At 73.7% G+C, this 15,954-nt stretch carries 15 protein-coding genes and 1 pseudogene; 10 read left to right on the top strand and 6 right to left on the bottom strand.

Features of this window, described 5'->3' with window-relative positions; all coding sequences use genetic code 11:
• Positions 1-310: 310 nt before the first annotated feature.
• The gene (locus GKE82_RS14875) at positions 311-943 is read left to right on the top strand and encodes a DUF4328 domain-containing protein (protein ID WP_154733834.1); all 633 of its coding nucleotides are present in this window, start codon (positions 311-313) and stop codon (positions 941-943) included.
• Here the strand turns inward: GKE82_RS14875 and GKE82_RS30835 are convergent.
• The 4 genes from GKE82_RS30835 to GKE82_RS14855 are packed head-to-tail and all read right to left on the bottom strand — an operon-like array spanning position 940 to position 4,149.
• Positions 940-1,533: an HNH endonuclease gene (locus GKE82_RS30835; protein WP_154733833.1), complete on the bottom strand. Its 594-nt coding sequence runs from the start codon at positions 1,531-1,533 to the stop codon at positions 940-942. The genes GKE82_RS14875 and GKE82_RS30835 overlap by 4 nt on opposite strands.
• Positions 1,534-1,572: 39 nt before the next feature.
• On the bottom strand, positions 1,573-2,430 hold the full coding sequence (pheA, locus tag GKE82_RS14865) for a prephenate dehydratase (protein ID WP_107567655.1): 858 nt from the start codon (positions 2,428-2,430) through the stop codon (positions 1,573-1,575).
• Positions 2,430-2,957 carry a DUF4446 family protein gene (locus tag GKE82_RS14860; RefSeq protein ID WP_107567654.1) on the bottom strand — a complete coding sequence of 176 codons (528 nt, stop codon included), beginning with the start codon at positions 2,955-2,957 and terminating at the stop codon, positions 2,430-2,432. The genes pheA and GKE82_RS14860 overlap by 1 nt, the downstream gene beginning before the upstream one ends.
• A 52-nt stretch (positions 2,958-3,009) precedes the next feature.
• Complete coding sequence (locus tag GKE82_RS14855) at positions 3,010-4,149, bottom strand: hypothetical protein (protein WP_154733832.1); 1,140 nt, start codon at positions 4,147-4,149, stop codon at positions 3,010-3,012.
• A gap of 172 nt (positions 4,150-4,321) precedes the next feature.
• On the opposite strand from GKE82_RS14855, the gene GKE82_RS14850 reads away from it, so the two are divergent.
• From GKE82_RS14850 to GKE82_RS14815, 8 genes and pseudogenes are all read left to right on the top strand, one after another.
• Positions 4,322-6,145 carry a serine/threonine-protein kinase gene (locus GKE82_RS14850; RefSeq protein WP_154733831.1) on the top strand — a complete coding sequence of 608 codons (1,824 nt, stop codon included), beginning with the start codon at positions 4,322-4,324 and terminating at the stop codon, positions 6,143-6,145.
• Between the two features lie 24 nt (positions 6,146-6,169).
• Positions 6,170-6,949 (top strand): DUF3662 and FHA domain-containing protein, encoded by a 780-nt coding sequence (locus tag GKE82_RS14845; protein WP_107567651.1) that lies wholly within the window; start codon positions 6,170-6,172, stop codon positions 6,947-6,949.
• Complete coding sequence (locus GKE82_RS14840) at positions 6,946-7,458, top strand: FHA domain-containing protein (RefSeq protein ID WP_107567650.1); 513 nt, start codon at positions 6,946-6,948, stop codon at positions 7,456-7,458. The genes GKE82_RS14845 and GKE82_RS14840 overlap by 4 nt, the downstream gene beginning before the upstream one ends.
• 20 nt (positions 7,459-7,478) lie before the next feature.
• Positions 7,479-8,120: pseudogene (locus tag GKE82_RS31470) on the top strand (protein phosphatase 2C domain-containing protein); the annotation flags it as partial.
• Between the two features lie 595 nt (positions 8,121-8,715).
• Complete coding sequence (locus GKE82_RS14830) at positions 8,716-10,017, top strand: FtsW/RodA/SpoVE family cell cycle protein (RefSeq protein WP_154733830.1); 1,302 nt, start codon at positions 8,716-8,718, stop codon at positions 10,015-10,017.
• 7 nt (positions 10,018-10,024) lie between these two features.
• Positions 10,025-11,461 carry a penicillin-binding protein 2 gene (locus tag GKE82_RS14825; protein WP_107567647.1) on the top strand — a complete coding sequence of 479 codons (1,437 nt, stop codon included), beginning with the start codon at positions 10,025-10,027 and terminating at the stop codon, positions 11,459-11,461.
• Complete coding sequence (gene pknB / locus GKE82_RS14820; RefSeq protein WP_154733829.1) at positions 11,454-13,433, top strand: Stk1 family PASTA domain-containing Ser/Thr kinase; 1,980 nt, start codon at positions 11,454-11,456, stop codon at positions 13,431-13,433. The genes GKE82_RS14825 and pknB overlap by 8 nt, the downstream gene beginning before the upstream one ends.
• Entirely contained in the window at positions 13,430-14,416 is a 987-nt protein-coding gene (locus tag GKE82_RS14815; RefSeq protein ID WP_309233614.1) for a D-alanine--D-alanine ligase family protein, read from the top strand. The genes pknB and GKE82_RS14815 overlap by 4 nt, the downstream gene beginning before the upstream one ends.
• Before the next feature lie 14 nt (positions 14,417-14,430).
• On the opposite strand, the gene GKE82_RS14810 is transcribed toward GKE82_RS14815, so the two are convergent.
• Both GKE82_RS14810 and GKE82_RS14805 read right to left on the bottom strand, forming a co-directional pair.
• On the bottom strand, positions 14,431-14,814 hold the full coding sequence (locus tag GKE82_RS14810) for a hypothetical protein (protein ID WP_154733828.1): 384 nt from the start codon (positions 14,812-14,814) through the stop codon (positions 14,431-14,433).
• 78 nt (positions 14,815-14,892) lie between these two features.
• Entirely contained in the window at positions 14,893-15,342 is a 450-nt protein-coding gene (locus GKE82_RS14805; protein ID WP_196189243.1) for a Fur family transcriptional regulator, read from the bottom strand.
• An 82-nt stretch (positions 15,343-15,424) separates the two neighbouring features.
• On the opposite strand from GKE82_RS14805, the gene GKE82_RS14800 reads away from it, so the two are divergent.
• On the top strand, positions 15,425-15,952 hold the full coding sequence (locus GKE82_RS14800; RefSeq protein WP_230316179.1) for a hypothetical protein: 528 nt from the start codon (positions 15,425-15,427) through the stop codon (positions 15,950-15,952).
• The last annotated feature ends 2 nt before the right edge of the window (positions 15,953-15,954 follow it).

Genomic DNA, 15,954 nt, shown 5'->3' with positions numbered 1-15,954 from the left:
TCAACCGTTGAGGTTCCGTCCGGGCCGTTGCTACAGTCGGTTCACCAGAGAAAGGAGGTGGTCCGTATCTGTAGTCACAGTTCTTGCGGGACCCTGGAGGTGGCCGGCACCTGAGCCGGTTGGCTGGGCCGCTCAGCGGAATACCAGCCGGGCACCGTCGTCGCTCCTTGCCGCTTGGTCCCACGGCAGACGTACCTAGGACGACGATCTTCCAGTCACAGTTGGGCGAAGGCCGCGGTCCGTCGAAACCGCGGCCTTCGCAGTTCTCGGGGCGCTCCGCCGATCGTGCGGTCGCCTATGCTCCGCGGCCGTGCTCCGCACCCTCGAAGGCCGCGCACAGCTGACCGTCGTCGCCCTCTGGGTCGCGGCCGTCGCGTCGATCGCCGACGCCTACGCGCACGTCAACCGGCTGCGCATCGTGCAGGACGCGGTGAACACCCAGGTCGGGGACGTCGCCATCGCCGTGCCCGACTCGGTCATCGGCCGCGCCGACGACTACGTGACGATCACGCTCGTGCTGAGCGTCGTCTGCCTGCTCGCCGTCGCCGCCCTGTGGCTGCCCTGGCAGCACGCGGCGCACCGCCGGCTCGCCGACCGCCTCGACGGGCGGGTCGCCGAGCCGCGCAGCGGCCTGCTCGCCTGGGTGGTGCCCGGGGTCAACCTCCTCGCCCCGCCGCTCGTGCTGGCGGCACTGCTGCGGGCGGGCGGCCGCGGAGCGGCCGCGCTGCTGGCCGGCTGGTGGGTGGCGTGGCTCGCCGCGATCGCGCTGGCCATCGTGGGCACCGCCAACCCGGACAGCCTCGCCGACCAGCGGCTGCCCGACGGGCTCGCGATGATCGGGGACATCCTCGCCCTCGCCGCCGCGGTCGCCGCGATCGGCGTCGTCCGCGCGCTCACCGAGGTCGCCGCCGCGGCGCCGCCCGGCGAGGACCGACGGATCTAGGCGGCGTCCGCGTAGGCGTCGGCGTCCGGCAGCCACGGACGCCAGGCCGCCGGGATCCGCGGCGACGCCACGTGGATGAAGACGTGCGGGCTCGGCTCGCGCGGCGGCCGGCGCGGGTGCATGTTCGCCTGGGCGGGCAGGTGGTCGGACTTCCGCCGGTTGCACGGGGCGCACGAGGCGACGATGTTGGTCCAGTCCGAGCTGCCGCCCTTGGAGCGCGGGATCACGTGGTCGACGGTCAGCTGCTGGCGCGACCCGCAGTACTGGCACTCCCAGCCATCACGGGCGAACACGGCGCGGCGGGTGATCTTGCGCCGGTGCGTGTCGCGCGGGACGCGCACGTAGTGGGTCAGCCGGATCACCGCGGGGCGCGTCATCACCTCGCACTCCGAGCGCAGCGGACGCTCCCCCTGCTCGATCACCTCGGCCTTGCTCTTCAGCAGCAGGACGACGGCACGGCGCACCGTGCACACGTTGATCGGTTCGTACGTCGCGTTGAGGACGAGCACCCGGCCACCTTCTCGTCCACGTCGCCGGTGCTCGGAGAGCGACGTGGACCGCAGTTGCGCTGCTGGCGTGGTGGATGGCACGCGCCGAGTGTAACGGCCGACGCGGCGAGCGCCAGCCCCTCAGGCCGCCAGGTAGGAGCCGAGCACGCGGGTGGAGGCGCCGTGGATCTCCAGCGCGGCGACCGCCTCCGCCACCCGCGGGTCGGCGATCGACCCGTCCATGTCGAGGTGGAAGAGGTAGTGGCCCAGCCGGTGCCGGGCGGGCCGCGACTCGATCTTCGTGAGGTTGACGCCGCGGAACGCGAACTCGCTCAGGCAGCGCACCAGCCAGCCGGGTCGACCGTCGCCGTCCCCGGAGAAGACCACCGACGTCTTCCACCTGCCGCCCGGTGCGTCCGCGGCGTCGTCCACGGCCCCGTCGCGCGCGAGCCACACGAACCGGGTCACGTTCGACGCGTCGTCCTCGACGCCCTCGCGCAGCACCACCGCGCCGTAGAGCTCGGCGGCCAGGGCGGTGCCGATCGCCGCGGCCGGCGGGTCGGGTGCCTCGCCGGCGGCGACGAGCCGGATCGCCTCCGCGGTGCTCGCCGCCGGGAGCACCGCGGCCGACGGCAGCTCGCGGCGCAGGAAGTCCTGGCACTGGCCGTTGGCCTGCGGGTGCGAGAGCACCGTGCGGATCGCCGCCAGCGGCACGTCCTGCGCGGCGACGAGGCAGTGGCGGACCGCGAGGACCTCCTCGCCGACCATCCTCACGTCCGGGGCGTCGAAGGCGAGCGCGTCGAGCGTCGCGTTGACCGCGCCCTCGAGGGCGTTCTCGATCGGGACCAGCGCCCGCTCGACCGTCCCCGACTGGACGGCGAGCACGGTCGCGTGCACCGTGCCCGCGGGCACGAGCTCCGCGTCGGCGGGGGTCCGCGGGCTGGCGTGCACGGCCGCGTGGGAGAACGTCCCGGCGGGGCCGAGGAAGCCGATCCGCATCAGACGGCCTGGTCGTCCACGGGCTCGACCTCGCGGGCCAGGGCGAGCTCGATCGCCTGCTGCTCCTCCGGGGAGAGCTGCAGCTCCCCCTGCCCGTTGCGGACGAGCTTCGCGTACATCCGCGCGCTCTCCCGGTGGTGGATCGAGGACACGACGACCCCGGAGCGGGTCGCGTCGAGCAGCGCGATCGACGTCGACTGCCGGCCCGACATCTCGTTGTAGGCGTCGTAGCGCACGAGCCCGTGGTAGGTGATCGCGCCGTCGAGCCGCAGCTCCGCGGTCGCGAGGCGGTCGTCGAGCCGCGCCGACACGTCCTCGACGTAGTCGTGCAGGACCGCGAAGGAGTGCTCCAGCCGCGCGGCGTGGGCCACGAGGTCCTGCGCGCCGCCCGTCCCGAGGACCACGCGCTGGTGCGCGGCGATGCGGCGCAGGCGCACGGTGGCGGTCACCGCGAACGCCAGCGCGGCGAGCGCGAGCACCACGGCGACGGCCGCGACGATCCCGGTGGTCGTGCTCAGCTCGTCCACGCCTGCAGGGTATCCGGGACGCCGCCCGGAGCACCGTGCGCGCCGCGGGCCGCTAGCGGGTGAAGAGCACGGTGTAGGTGCTCTTGTTGTTGTCGAGGACCTTCTCGCCCGGGACGCCCCGGACCTCGACCTCGACGGTCGACGGCGTGCCGATCGGCGGCGCGTCGGTCAGCGGCACGACGGTCGTGATCGACGTGCCGGCCTTCGTCTGGTTGATCGTCTTCGACACGCTGATCGTCTTCGTGCCGGGCGAGCGCACGCGCACGAACACGCGCACGTCGGTCTCGTCGTTCTCGCCCTGGTTGGCGAACTTCACGGTGAAGGCGAGGTTCGAGCCGGCCTGCACGCGGTTCACCGAGCCGCCGGGCTGCAGCGTCGTCGTGCCGACCGCGGTGCTCTCCAGGCCGTGACCGTGCGTGCCCGGGGCCGGCGCGCTGCTCGCGCCCTGCCCGCCGCCAGCGCGCTGCGCGCCCAGCCGGCCGGCGACCTGGTCGACGTTCAGCCACGCCACGGTCGGCAGGAACTGGCTCGTCGCGATGCTCTGCCCGCTGATCTCCGCTTCGTCGAGCGCCTGCTTGATCAGCGGCGCGACGCGCTGGGAGTAGACGACGTCGGAGGCGAGGAACGCGCTCATCTGCCCGGCGATCTGGCGGACCGCGTTCTCCGCGCTCTGGCGGTTGTCCTCGCCGTCGGCCTTCGCGGCGCCGATCCGGTCGGCGATCTTGCGCAGCGCCTCGGCGCGCAGGTTCATCACCAGCTCGAGGTTCTGCTGAGCCGGGGCCATCTCGTCGGGCGCGTCGAGGCTGCGGGCGCGCTGGGCGTCCTGGTCGGCCACCACGCGGTACTCGTTGATCCCCTGCTCGAGCTCGGTCGCGTCGCCGGTGGCGCCGCCGAGCAGCTCGAAGAACGGCTCGCTGACCTGCTCGTTGGACGAGCTGACGATCGCCGTCACCTCGCGGTTGTAGTCCTTGAGCGCGCGCTCCTTGCGGCTGTCCAGACAGCCCTTGACGCCGAGGACCAGCAGGAAGAAGACGACGATCCCGGCGCCGAGCGCGGCGATCTGCCGGTTGCGCAGCGTCTGCGGGTCCGGTGCGGCCGCGGACCGTCGAGGACGGGCCGCCGCTGGTGCGGGGCGTCGGGGCCGGGCCGGCCTGGTTGCGCGTGTGGGCTCGTCGTCGTCGAAGAACGACATGGTCTTGGGGGCGCGACAGCGGGGAGCGCCGGGCAGGGCCGGGTGCGCCGCTTCCGCAGAGGCAGTATGACCGCCCCGTGAGGAGCGTGTTTCCCCTGCAAGTTCGCCGTCAAACGGTGCGATCCCTTCCCCGTCGGCAGGACACCTCGCCCGGGAGCGGAACGACGAACCGGTGGAGACCGCCCCGCACACCACGCGTCCCGGCGCCGTCCCGGAGCTCGTGCTCGGCCGCTACCGGCTCGGGCGTCGCCTCGGCTCGGGCGGGATGGGGACCGTGCACGTCGCGCACGACGAGCAGCTCGACCGGGCGGTGGCGGTCAAGCGGATCGCGGTCGGCGACCCGGCGATCGCCAAGCGCGCAACCCGCGAGGGCAAGGCCGCCGCGCGCGTGCAGCACCCGGGGATCGTCGCGCTCTACGAGGCGGGCCGCGAGGGCGACACCGTGTACCTCGTCAGCGAGCTCGTCCGCGGCCACACCCTGCGCGAGCTGCTCGACGAGGGCGCGTTCAGCGACCGCGACGTGCTGCTCACCGGCGTCGTGCTCTGCGACGCGCTCGCGCACGCGCACGCCCGCGGGATCGTGCACCGCGACGTGAAGCCCGGGAACATCCTCGTGCCCGCGCGGCCCGGCGGCGACGTGCACGGCGAGGGGATCGCCAAGCTCACCGACTTCGGGGTCGCCTGGATGGCCGGCGACGACGCGCTCACCCGCACCGGGGACCTCGTCGGCACGCTCGCCTACATGGCGCCCGAGCAGGCCGAGGGGGGCGAGATCTCCCCGGCCACCGACCTGTACGCGCTCGCGCTCGTGCTCTACGAGGCGCTGTGCGGGGTCAACCCGGTGCGCGGCATGAACCCGGCGCGGCCCGCGCACGCCGCCCAGACCGTGCGACGCATCGGCCGTCGGATGCCCGCGCTCGGCCGCCTGCGCCGCGACCTGCCGCTGCCCCTGTGCGCCGCGATCGACCGCGGCGTGCGCCCGCACCCCGAGGACCGCGGCACCGTCGAGGAGCTCCGCGACGCGCTGCGCGACGCCCTCGACGACGTCGGCGACGAGCCCGGCACGATCGCCGCCCCCGCGACCGAGCGGCTCGAGCGCGCCGCGTGGGGCGGCCGCCACGACCCGTGGGAGGACGACGACCCGTCGCTCGTCGCCGCCGTGCGCCCGCGCCCCTCGCAGCGCGTCGTGGCGGGGCTCGGTGCCGGAGTGCTGCTCGCCGCGGCGGTCCAGTGGCTCGGTCCCGCGCCGTTCGCGCCCCCGCTCGCCGTGGCGGCGGTCACCGCGGTGCTCGTCGCGCTGCTGCCGCGCCTGGGCTGGCTGGCCGCCGTCACGGGCCTGCTGCTCTGGCTCACCGACGCGGGGGCCGCCGGCACCGCCACCTACGTCGTCCTCGCGGCGCTGCCCGTCGCGCTGCTCGCCCGCCGCGCCGGGGCGTGGTGGTCGCTGCCCGCGTTCGCGCCCGGCCTCGGCCTCGGGGCGCTCGCGCTCGCCTACCCGACGATCGCCGGCCAGGCGCCGCGACCCGCCCAGCGGTTCGTGCTCGGGCTGCTCGGCTGCTGGTGGCTGCTGCTCGCCGAGACCCTCAGCGGCGAGCGGCTGCTGTTCGGGGCCACCGGCCTGCTCGATCCCGCCGTCGCTCGCGCGCCGCGCGACCTCGGGACCGGCACGGTGCTCGCCGACGTCGCCTGGCCCGTGCTGTCCAGCGGGCTGCTGCTCGTCGGCGTGCTCTGGGGCCTCGCCGCCGCCGTGCTGCCGCTGCTCGTGCGCGGGCGCGTCGCCGCCGTCGACCTCGTCGCGGCGACCGTGTGGGCGGCCGCGCTGGCGACCGGCACGCAGGCGCTCGGCGGGGTCGTCCACGGCTTCGGCGCCACGGCCGGCGCCCCCGAGCCACGCGGGCTCGTCGCCGGGGCGGTGCTCGCCGCCGTGCTCGCGGTCGCGGTGCGGGCGGTGTCCGCCCCGTCACGCTCGGGGCCCGAGACCCGTTCCCTTCCGTAGCATGACGGGGCAGGTCTTCCGCAGATGAGCGTCCTTCGCAACCTCGAGAGCAGGATCGCCGGCCTCGTCGAGGGGACGTTCGGCCGTGTCTTCCGCACGCCCGTGCGACCGGTCGAGATCGCCCGGCGGCTCGTCAAGGAGATGGACGAGCACCGCACCGTGTCCGTGTCCCGCACCTACGTCCCGAACGAGTACATCGTCTGGCTCTCGCCCGAGGACCGCGAGTCGTTCGTCGCGATCGAGCACGAGGTCGCCGACGAGCTGGCCGTCCGCGTGCTCGAGCACGCCCGCGGGGAGCGCCTCGCGCTCGTGTCCCGGCCGGTCATCACGTTCGACACCGACGACCGGCTGCGGCTCGGCGAGTTCGGCATCCAGGCCCGGCTCGTGCGCCCCGAGGAGAGCCCGCGCGCCCGCGCGACCGGCGACGTGCCCGCGGTCGTCCAGGCCGAGCACTCGAGCACGATGGTCTTCTCCAGCGCCGAGCGGCTCAGCGAGCCGCTCGAGCCGCAGCGCGCCGAGCGGCGCGGCCGGGCGCTCGTCGTCGCCGAGGGACGGCGGATGGTCGTCCCGGCGGGCGGCGCGGTCATCGGCCGCAGCCGGGAGTGCGACATCGTGCTCGGCGACTCCAACGTCAGCCGCCGGCACGCGGAGATCCGCCCGCACGGCAACGGCTGGGTGGTCGAGGACCTCGGCTCCACCAACGGCGTGCGCGTCAACGGCGACCCCGCCCGCGGCGCCACCCCGATCCGGGGCGGCGACCGCCTCGACATCGGCACCGTCCCCGTCTCCTTCGAGGTCGAATGACGCTCGAGCCGATCTCCGTCGCGTTGCAGTTCGGCTTCCTCGCCGTCCTGTACCTGTTCATCCTCTGGGTGTCGCGCAGCGCGCTGAAGGACCTGCGCAGCGCGGTCAAGCCGCAGCAGGGCCCGCAGGCCTTCCAGCCGATCGTCGGCGCGCCCTCGGACGCGACCGGCCTGCACAGCGCCGCGGAGCTGCCGCGCACCGACCTCGACGGGCTCGACGCCCGGCTCGTCGTCGAGCGCGCCCCCGGGCACACGGCAGGGATGGAGTACGAGATCGGCGAAGGAGCGGTCATGGGTCGCGGAGACCAGGCCGAGATCCGGCTCCAGGACCCGTTCGCCAGCTCGCGCCACGCGCGTCTGGTGCGACAGGGTGGCGTGATCGTGCTGGAGGATCTCGGGTCCACCAACGGCACCTACCTCAACGAGGAGCTCCTGGGCGGCCCGCAGCCGCTCCACGCCGGGGACCGCGTCCGGATCGGCGACAGTGAGTTCACCTACCTCGAGGGGTAGGGACCAGAGGAACCCTTTTCGTGCTTCGCGTCGCCGACTACTTCAAGGACACCGACACCGGCCGTGCCCGCCGGGCCAACGAGGACTCCGCGTTCGCGCGGGCGCCCCTGTTCGCGGTCGCCGACGGCATGGGCGGCGCGCAGGCCGGCGAGGTCGCCTCGCGGATGGCGGTCTCCGTGCTCGAGCCCGGCCTGCCCGAGGGCGAGGGCAGCGTCGAGGAGCGCCTCGCCGCGCTCGTCCAGGACGCCAACGCCCAGATCCACGAGCTCTCGCGCGCCGACGAGGACCGTGCGGGCATGGGCACGACGATCACCGCCGCGTACGTCGGCGAGGAGGAGCTGTCGATCGCGCACGTCGGCGACAGCCGCCTGTACCTGCTGCGGGACGGCAGCTTCGAGCGGCTGACGCGCGACCACTCGCTCGTCGACGAGCTCGTCCGCGAGGGCAAGCTCACGCCCGAGGAGGCGGACGTCCACCCGCAGCGGTCGATCATCACCCGGGCGCTCGGGCCCGAGCCGGCGGTCGAGGTCGACCGGCTCACCTGGCGCGCCCGCGCGGGCGACGTGTACCTGCTGTGCTCCGACGGCCTGACGTCGATGGTGCCCGAGGGTCGCGTCGGCGAGATCGTCGCCGCGGCCGGGTCGCTGCCCGACGCGGGCCGGGCGCTGATCGACGCCGCCAACGCCGCGGGCGGCCGCGACAACATCACCGTCGTCCTGTTCCGCCTCGAGGAGGTCGCGTTCGCCGGCGCCGCCGACGACCAGGCGACCCGGCTGGGCGACACCGCCCCGACCGTCGCCGACGTGCAGGCCGCGCTGCGCGACGCCCCGCCCGCGACGCGCGAGTCGTCGATCGCCACCGCCGCGCCCGCCCCGGTGCAGCAGCGCCAGCCGCGCGCGCCGGGCATGAAGGTCAAGGAGGCCAAGGAGCGCGGTCCCGTCCGCAAGGTCGCGCGCGGCCTGATCTGGCTGCTCGTCGTCCTGTTCCCGTTCGCGGCCGGCGGCTACATCGCCTCCCAGGCCGTGTACTTCGTCGGCGTCGACGACGAGGGCTTCGTCACCGTGTACAAGGGCGTGCCCTACGAGCTGCCCGGCGGCCTGGACATGTTCTCCGAGAACTTCGTGTCCGGCGTGCCCGCGAGCACGCTGCCGGCGCGCGCGCAGGACACGGTCACCGCGCACAAGCTCCGCTCGCTGGAGGACGCCAACGACCTGGTGCGTCAGATCGAGCGGGGGAGCTCGCCGGGCAGGCCGGCGGATGAGCGCGCGCACACGCGAGCTCTTCGCGCTGATCCCCGCGTCGCTGCTGGTGACGGCCGGGTTCACGGCCGTCTTCGTCCAGCGCGACGACGTGCTGACGAACCTGTCGCTCACCTACGGGGCGATCTTCCTCGGCCTCTGCTTCGCCGCGCACCTGTTCCTGCGGGTGATGCTCAAGGAGGCCGACCCGTACCTGTTCCCGCTCGTCGCGGTGCTCGCGTGCTTCGGCCTGGTGATGATCTACCGCCTCGACGAGGACCTCGCGCGCGAGCAGGCGCAGTGGTTCGTGTTCGGCCTCATCGCGTTCGCGGCGACGATCATCACCTGCCGCGACTACCGCAAGCTCGAGCAGTACCGGTACGTCATCGCGGTCGGGTCGCTGGCGCTGCTGCTCCTGCCGCGCGTGCCCGGCATCGGGCAGCAGACCAACGGCGCCTACCTGGGGATCGGCATCGGCCCGATCACGTTCCAGCCCGCCGAGTTCGCGAAGATCGGCATCGTCATCTTCCTCGCGTCCTACCTGCGCGACACGCGGCAGCTGCTCGTGACCGGGGGACGGACCTTCGCCGGGATCGTCATCCCGCCGCTGAAGCACCTCGGGCCGCTGCTCGTCATCTGGGGCGGCGCCATGGTCCTGCTCGTCTTCATCCGCGACCTCGGCTCGTCGCTGATGTTCTTCGGCGGGTTCCTCGCGCTGATCTACGTCGCGACGAACCGGCTGAGCTTCCCGCTCATCGGCCTGGGGATGTTCGCCGCCGGGTTCTGGTTCTTCGCCAACACCGTCGGGCACGTGCAGAACCGCATCGACGCGTGGCGCGACCCGTTCGACCGCTCGCTCTTCGAGCAGGTCGGCGGCAGCGAGCAGCTCGCCCAGTCGCTGTTCGCGCAGGCCGACGGCGGCTTCTTCGGCGCCGGCTTCGGCCAGGCGTTCACGACGCTGCAGGGCGGCGACATCCAGTTCCTGCCCGCGGCGCAGACCGACCTCATCTACGCGCTCATCACCAACGAGCTCGGGCTCGTCGGCGCCGCCGCCGTGATCCTCGTCTACCTGCTCATCGTCGAGCGCGGGTTCAAGGTCGCGATGCTCGCCCGCGACTCGTTCTCCAAGCTGCTGGCCACCGGCCTGACCGCGGTGTTCGCGCTGCAGGTGTTCGTCATCGTCGGCGGCGTCACGAAGGTCATCCCGCTCACCGGCGTCACGCTGCCCTTCATCTCCTACGGCGGCTCCTCGATCGTCGCGAACTTCGTGCTGCTCGCGCTCCTGCTGTGCGTCTCCGACAAGGCGCGCCGGGAGATCTGAGGCCGCCGTGAACGCCCCGATCGCCCGGCTGTACGTCGTCTTCCTGCTGCTGTTCGCGCTGCTCATCGCGTTCACGTCGCGGTGGACGGTGTTCGAGGCGCAGCAGCTCGACGACAACGCGCTCAACCGCCGTGGCGTCTTCGAGGAGCAGCGGATCAAGCGCGGCCTGATCCGCGCCGCCGACGGTACGGTGCTCGCGCGCAGCGTCTCCGCCCAGGACGACACCTATCGCCGCTCCTACCCCGAGGGCGGCCTGTTCTCCCACGCGCTCGGCTACTCGTACACGACGCTCGGCCGCGCCGGCCTGGAGCGCTCGCGCAACGACGCGCTGAGCGGCAAGCGCGGCGAGCTCGGCAGCGTGGTGGACCGCGTGATCGGCCGCACCCCGGTGGGGGAGAACGTCCTCACGACGCTCGACCCCGAGGCGCAGCGCGTCGCGCTGAACGCGCTGAACGGGCGCAAGGGATCGGTCGTCGCGATCGAGCCCGAGACCGGCGCGGTGAAGGTCATGGCGTCGTTCCCCGGCTTCGACCCGCGCGACCTGCGCTCGGCCGAGACCTTCTCGCGGCTGGCCAACGACGAGGACAACTCGCCGCTGCTCAACCGCGCCACGCAGGCCGGCTACCCGCCCGGCTCGACGTTCAAGGTCGTCACCGCGGCCGCGGCGCTCGACAGCGGCGAGTTCACCCCCGAGTCGACGCTCGACGGCAACAGCGGCAAGGAGATCTCCGGCGTCCCGCTGAACAACTCCGGCGGCGCGAGCTTCGGGCGCATCACGCTCACCACCGCCCTGACGAACTCCGTCAACACCGTCTGGGCGGAGGTCGCCGAGCGGCTCGGCAAGGACACGATGCGCACGTACATGCGGCGCTTCGGCTTCGACAAGGACCCGCCGCTGGACTACCCCGACGGCCAGATGCTCCCGTCGGGCTCCTACCGTGACGGGAAGGTGATCCCCGCCACGTCACGCTTCATCGACGTGGGCCGCATGGCGATCGGACAGAACCTCCTGCGCGTGACCCCGCTGCAGATGGCCATGGTCGCCGCCGCCGTGGCGAACCGCGGCCGGCTGATGCGCCCGCACCTGACCGACCGGATCGTCGACGAGGACGGCCGCACCGTCGAGCGGATCGAGCCCGAGGAGCAGTCCCGCGTCATGAGCGAGGGCTCCGCCGACAAGCTCATCGCGATGATGACCAACGTCGTGCGCGAGGGCACTGGAACCGCCGCGGCGCTCTCGGGTATCGATGTTGCGGGCAAGACCGGGACCGCGGAGAAGGACGTGCAGCGCAACATCAACCAGCCGTGGTTCATCGGGTTCGCGCCCGCGCGAAACCCCAAGATCGCCGTCGCCGTCACGATCGAGAGCGTCGTCGGCGGCCAGGGTGGCGTCGTCGCCGCACCAATCGCCAAGCAGGTCATGGAGTCGTTGCTGAATGGATGAGCGCCTTGCCCCCGAGACCATCGTCGATGGTCGCTACCGCGTCGTCGAGCGGATCGGCTCGGGCGGGATGGCGGACGTGTACCGCGCCGAGGACCTCCAGCTCGGCCGCGACGTCGCCCTGAAGATCCTCCACCGCCGCTTCTCCGAGGACGAGGAGTTCGTCGAGCGGTTCCGCCGCGAGGCGTCCAGCGCCGCCGGCCTGCAGCACCCCAACGTCGTGTCGGTCTACGACCGCGGCGCCTGGGACGGCACCTACTACATCGCCATGGAGCACGTGGAGGGCCAGACCCTCAAGCAGGTCGTCCACGGCACCAACCCGCCCACGCCGCAGGACCCCGCGACCGCCGTCGAGCTCGCGATCCAGATCCTGCGCGCCGCGAAGTTCGCGCACAAGCGCGGCGTCATCCACCGCGACCTCAAGCCGCACAACGTCATCGTCGACGGCGAGGGCCGCGCGAAGGTCACCGACTTCGGCATCGCGCTCGCCGGCGTCTCCGACATGACCCAGACCGGGTCGATCATGGGCACCGCCCAGTACCTCTCGCCCGAGCAGGCGCAGGGCCACCCGGTCACCGGGCAGTCCGACCTCTACGCCATCGGCGTCATCCTCTTCGAGCTGCTCACCGGCCGGATCCCGTTCGACGGCGACAGCGCCGTGACGATCGCGCTCAAGCAGGTCAACGAGCCCGCCACGCCACCCAGCGCCTACAACCCCGCCGTCGGCCCGGACCTCGACGCGGTCGTCCTGCGCGCGCTCGAGAAGGACCCCGCCCGCCGCTTCGCCGACGCCGACGCGTTCATCGCCGCGCTCGAGCAGGTCGCCGAGCGCCTCGCGAGCGGCAGCGCCGGGTCCACCGGCGTGACGTCGGTCGCGGGCGCCGCCGTCGCCACCGCCTACGGGCTGCCGCCCGCCGAGACCGGGCTCTCGCAGCACACCCAGGTCTCCGGCGCGATCCCGCAGGTCTCCGCCTACGACGGCTACGCCTACCCGACCACCGCGCCGCCCGAGCCGCCGCAGGACGACCGCGGCTCGCGCCGCTGGTGGGTCGCGCTGCTCGCCGGCCTGCTCGTCGCTGCCGCGATCGTCGGCGGCCTGCTGCTGCTCGGCGGCGACAAGGTCACGGTCCCGCAGGTCGTCGGCGTCGACGAGGCCAGCGCCGTCACGCGGCTGCGCGCCGACGGCTTCAACACCGACATCACCACGAAGAACGACCCCAACGCCCCCAAGGGCCAGGTCATCGGCCAGATCCCCAACGGCGGCAGCGAGGCCGACAAGGGCTCGACCGTGACGCTCACCGTCAGCGACGGGCCCGGCAACGCCACCGTCCCGCGCGTCGTCGGGCAGGGCCGCAACGCGGCGACCAAGGCGCTGCGCGAGGCCGGCTTCCTCGTGCGCGAGGAGACCGCGTTCTCCGCCGAGATCGGCGAGAACCGCGTCATCTCCGTCGAGCCCGGGCAGGGCGAGTCGCTGGAGAAGGGCAGCACCGTGACGATCACGGTCTCCGAGGGCGCCGAGCGCGCCGCGGTCCCGAACGTCGTCGACCAGAACCGCGACGACGCCGAGACGACGCTCGAGGACGCGGGCTTCACCGTGTCGGTCCGCGAGCAGGAGAGCGACGAGGAGGTCGGCACCGTCCTCGCGCAGAACCCGGCGGGCGGCACCTCCCGGCCGAAGGGCTCGCGCGTCACGATCACCGTCGCCAAGGAGGCCGAGGAGGTCGACGTGCCCGACGTCACCGGCCAGACCTCGGCCGAGGCGACCGCCGCGCTCTCCGGCGCCGGCTTCACCGTCGTCCCGCGCGAGCAGGAGGTCGACAGCCCCGACCAGGACGGCGTCGTCCTCGCCCAGGACCCCAAGGACGGCAAGCTCCGCAAGGGCCAGCGCGTCACGATCACCGTCGGCGCGTTCTCCCCGGACCTGAACCCGGACCCGACGCCCACGCCCACCCCGACCCCCACCGCCACGCCGTGAGGGTCGCGGTCCTCTCCGGCGGCCGCTCCTCCGAGCACGACGTCTCGCTGCGCTCGGGCGCCGCGGTCGCCGCGGGCCTCGAGCAGGCCGGCCACGAGGTGGTCCCGGTGCTGCTCGACCGCGAGGGCGGCTGGCGCGACCCCACCGGCATCCCGGTCGAGGTCGTCCCCGGGCACGGCCTGCTCGGCGCCGACGTCGTCTTCCCCGTCCTGCACGGCCCGTTCGGCGAGGACGGCACCGTCCAGGGGATGCTCGAGCTGCTGGACGTCCCCTACGTCGGGTCCGGGGTCCTGGCCTCCGCCGCGTGCATGGACAAGGTCGTCTTCAAGGACCTCATGGCCGTCGGCGGCATCGCCCAGGTCGGCTACGCGCTCGCGCTCGCCGGGGAGGGCGTCGACGCCGTCGCCGCGCGCGAGGACGTCCTCGCGCTCGGGTTCCCGTGCTGGGTCAAGCCCGCACGGCTCGGGTCGAGCGTCGGGATCGTGAAGGTCCGGGCGGCGCAGGAGCTGCCCGACGCGCTGCGCACCGCCTTCGCGCACGACGCGCGCGTGATCGTCGAGGCGAACTGCGGCGGCCTGGAGATCGAGTGCTCGGTCCTCGGGCCGACCGAGGCGCCCGAGGTCTCCGTGCTCGGCGAGATCGTGATCCAGAGCGAGTGGTACGACTACGAGGCGAAGTACACGCCCGGCGGCATGGAGCTCGTCGTGCCCGCCCGGATCTCCGAGACCGCCGCCGCGCGCGTGCGCGAGCTCGCCGCGCTGGCCTTCTCCCGCGCCGGCTGCAGCGGCCTGGCCCGCGCCGACTTCTTCGTCGACGGCGAGACCGTCCTGCTCAACGAGCTCAACACGATGCCCGGCTTCACCGCCACGAGCGTCTACGGGAAGCTCTGGGACGCCTCCGGGCTCGCCTACCCCGCGCTCGTGGACCGGCTCTGCCGGATCGCGCTGGACCGCCACCGCGCCGAGCGCGCGCAGCGGTTCTAGGGCGCCTGCCGCGCTCAGGGCAGCGTGAGCACCGCGAGCGTCGGGGCCTGCGCCCCGGCGTCGGCGAGCGCGACCGCGTGGTCGGGATCCCCGACCTCGCCCGTCGCCCGGACGCCGTGGGCGGCGAGGCCGTCGAGCCAGCCGTGCACGACGCGCAGCGCGGCGGCGTGCGCGCCGTCGATGTCCGAGCACCAGGCCTGCAGCCGGGTGGGGCGCATCGGCACGACGACGTGCACCGGCCGGCCCGCGGCGGCGAGCTGGGCGGCGACCCCCGACCGGTAGGGCGACGGCGTCAGGAGGACGGTCCGCAGCGTCGCGGGGTCCGGGACCGGGGGCGTCGCGACCGGCAGGGTCGTGACGAGGACGTCGGTGGGGGCGGGGGTGCTGACGGCGGGCATGGCGGGCTCCTGGTGGACCGGGTTCGGTGTGCCCGGTCAGCCTGCCGTCCGGCCGGCCAGCGATCGGCCAGCCGTGGGTTAGCCGCGGGTGATGTCCGCGCAGTCCGCGCACGTGCCCGTGACCGTCACCGACGCGACCGGGTCCGCGTGGCCGGCGGCGCGGGCGGCGTCGAGCACCGCGTCGAGCGCCACCGCGGGCGCGTCGAGGTCCTGCACGCGGCCGCAGACGCGGCAGGCGAGGTGGTGGTGCGGCGCCTGCCGGGAGTCGAACAGGGTGGCCCCGCCCGGTGCGGCGACGCGGCGCACGATCCCGAGCTGCTCGAACAGCTCGAGCGTCGCGTAGACGGTCTGCACGGACACGCCCGGGAGCCGGTCGGCGACCGCGGCGCGGATCTGCTCGGCGGTGGCGTGCGTGTCCTGCGCGCGCAGGTGCCGGTGCAGGACGAGTCGCTGCGAGGTGACGCGCAGCCCGCCGCGACGGAGGGCCTCGGTCAGCTCGGCGTCGTGCTGGGTGGTGAGCGTCGCCACGACCTCCACCGTATCAGGAGCAGGCCGCAGGTCTTAGGGTTCCCTATTTTGGAATCTCTCCAAACAGCGGTACCCTCCCGGCATGTCGACCGCCACCACCACGCCCCCCTCGACCCTCCAGGTCCTGCGGCACTGGCGCAGCAGCGACGAGCGCACCCGGCTGCTGCAGGTCGTGCAGCCCACCCTCATCGGCCTCATCGACGGCACGATCTCGACCCTCGCCCCGATCTTCGCCGCCGCCTACGCGGCCGGACCGCGTACCGCCCTGCTCGTCGGCCTCGCCGCCGCACTCGGCGCCGCGATCTCGATGGGCATGAGCGAGGCGCTCAGCGACGACGGCGCCATCACCGGTCGCGGCAGCGCCGTCGCCCGCGGCCTCCTCACCGGTGGCGCCACGTTCGTCGGCGGCACCGCGCACGCCCTGCCGTTCCTCATCGGCGACCGCGAGACCGCGCTCGCCGTCGCCTACGCGGTCGTCTCGGTCGAGCTCGTGCTCATTGCCGTCGTCCGGCAGCGCTACCTGCAGGTGCCGTGGCTCGGCTCGCTCGTCCAGGTGACGCTCGGCGGCATCGTCGTCACCGTCGTGGGCATCCTCGTCGGCCACGCCTGACG

This window comes from Conexibacter sp. W3-3-2, assembly GCF_009707605.1.
GTDB classification, from domain to species: Bacteria; Actinomycetota; Thermoleophilia; order Solirubrobacterales; family Solirubrobacteraceae; genus Paraconexibacter; species Paraconexibacter algicola.
Note: the sequence above shows the minus strand (reverse complement) of the source record. Positions and strands in the feature narration are given on the sequence as shown.

Excerpts from the sequence above, each read along its gene's own strand:
- pknB (WP_154733829.1), top strand. The coding sequence starts at position 11,454 with ATGGATGAGCGCCTTGCCCCCGAGACCATCGTCGATGGTCGCTACCGC.
- GKE82_RS14800 (WP_230316179.1), top strand. The coding sequence starts at position 15,425 with ATGTCGACCGCCACCACCACGCCCCCCTCGACCCTCCAGGTCCTGCGG.
- GKE82_RS14810 (WP_154733828.1), bottom strand. The coding sequence starts at position 14,814 with ATGCCCGCCGTCAGCACCCCCGCCCCCACCGACGTCCTCGTCACGACC.
- GKE82_RS14840 (WP_107567650.1), top strand. The coding sequence starts at position 6,946 with ATGACGCTCGAGCCGATCTCCGTCGCGTTGCAGTTCGGCTTCCTCGCC.
- GKE82_RS14830 (WP_154733830.1), top strand. The coding sequence starts at position 8,716 with ATGAGCGCGCGCACACGCGAGCTCTTCGCGCTGATCCCCGCGTCGCTG.
- pheA (WP_107567655.1), bottom strand. The coding sequence starts at position 2,430 with ATGCGGATCGGCTTCCTCGGCCCCGCCGGGACGTTCTCCCACGCGGCC.
- GKE82_RS14855 (WP_154733832.1), bottom strand. The coding sequence starts at position 4,149 with ATGTCGTTCTTCGACGACGACGAGCCCACACGCGCAACCAGGCCGGCC.
- GKE82_RS14845 (WP_107567651.1), top strand. The coding sequence starts at position 6,170 with ATGAGCGTCCTTCGCAACCTCGAGAGCAGGATCGCCGGCCTCGTCGAG.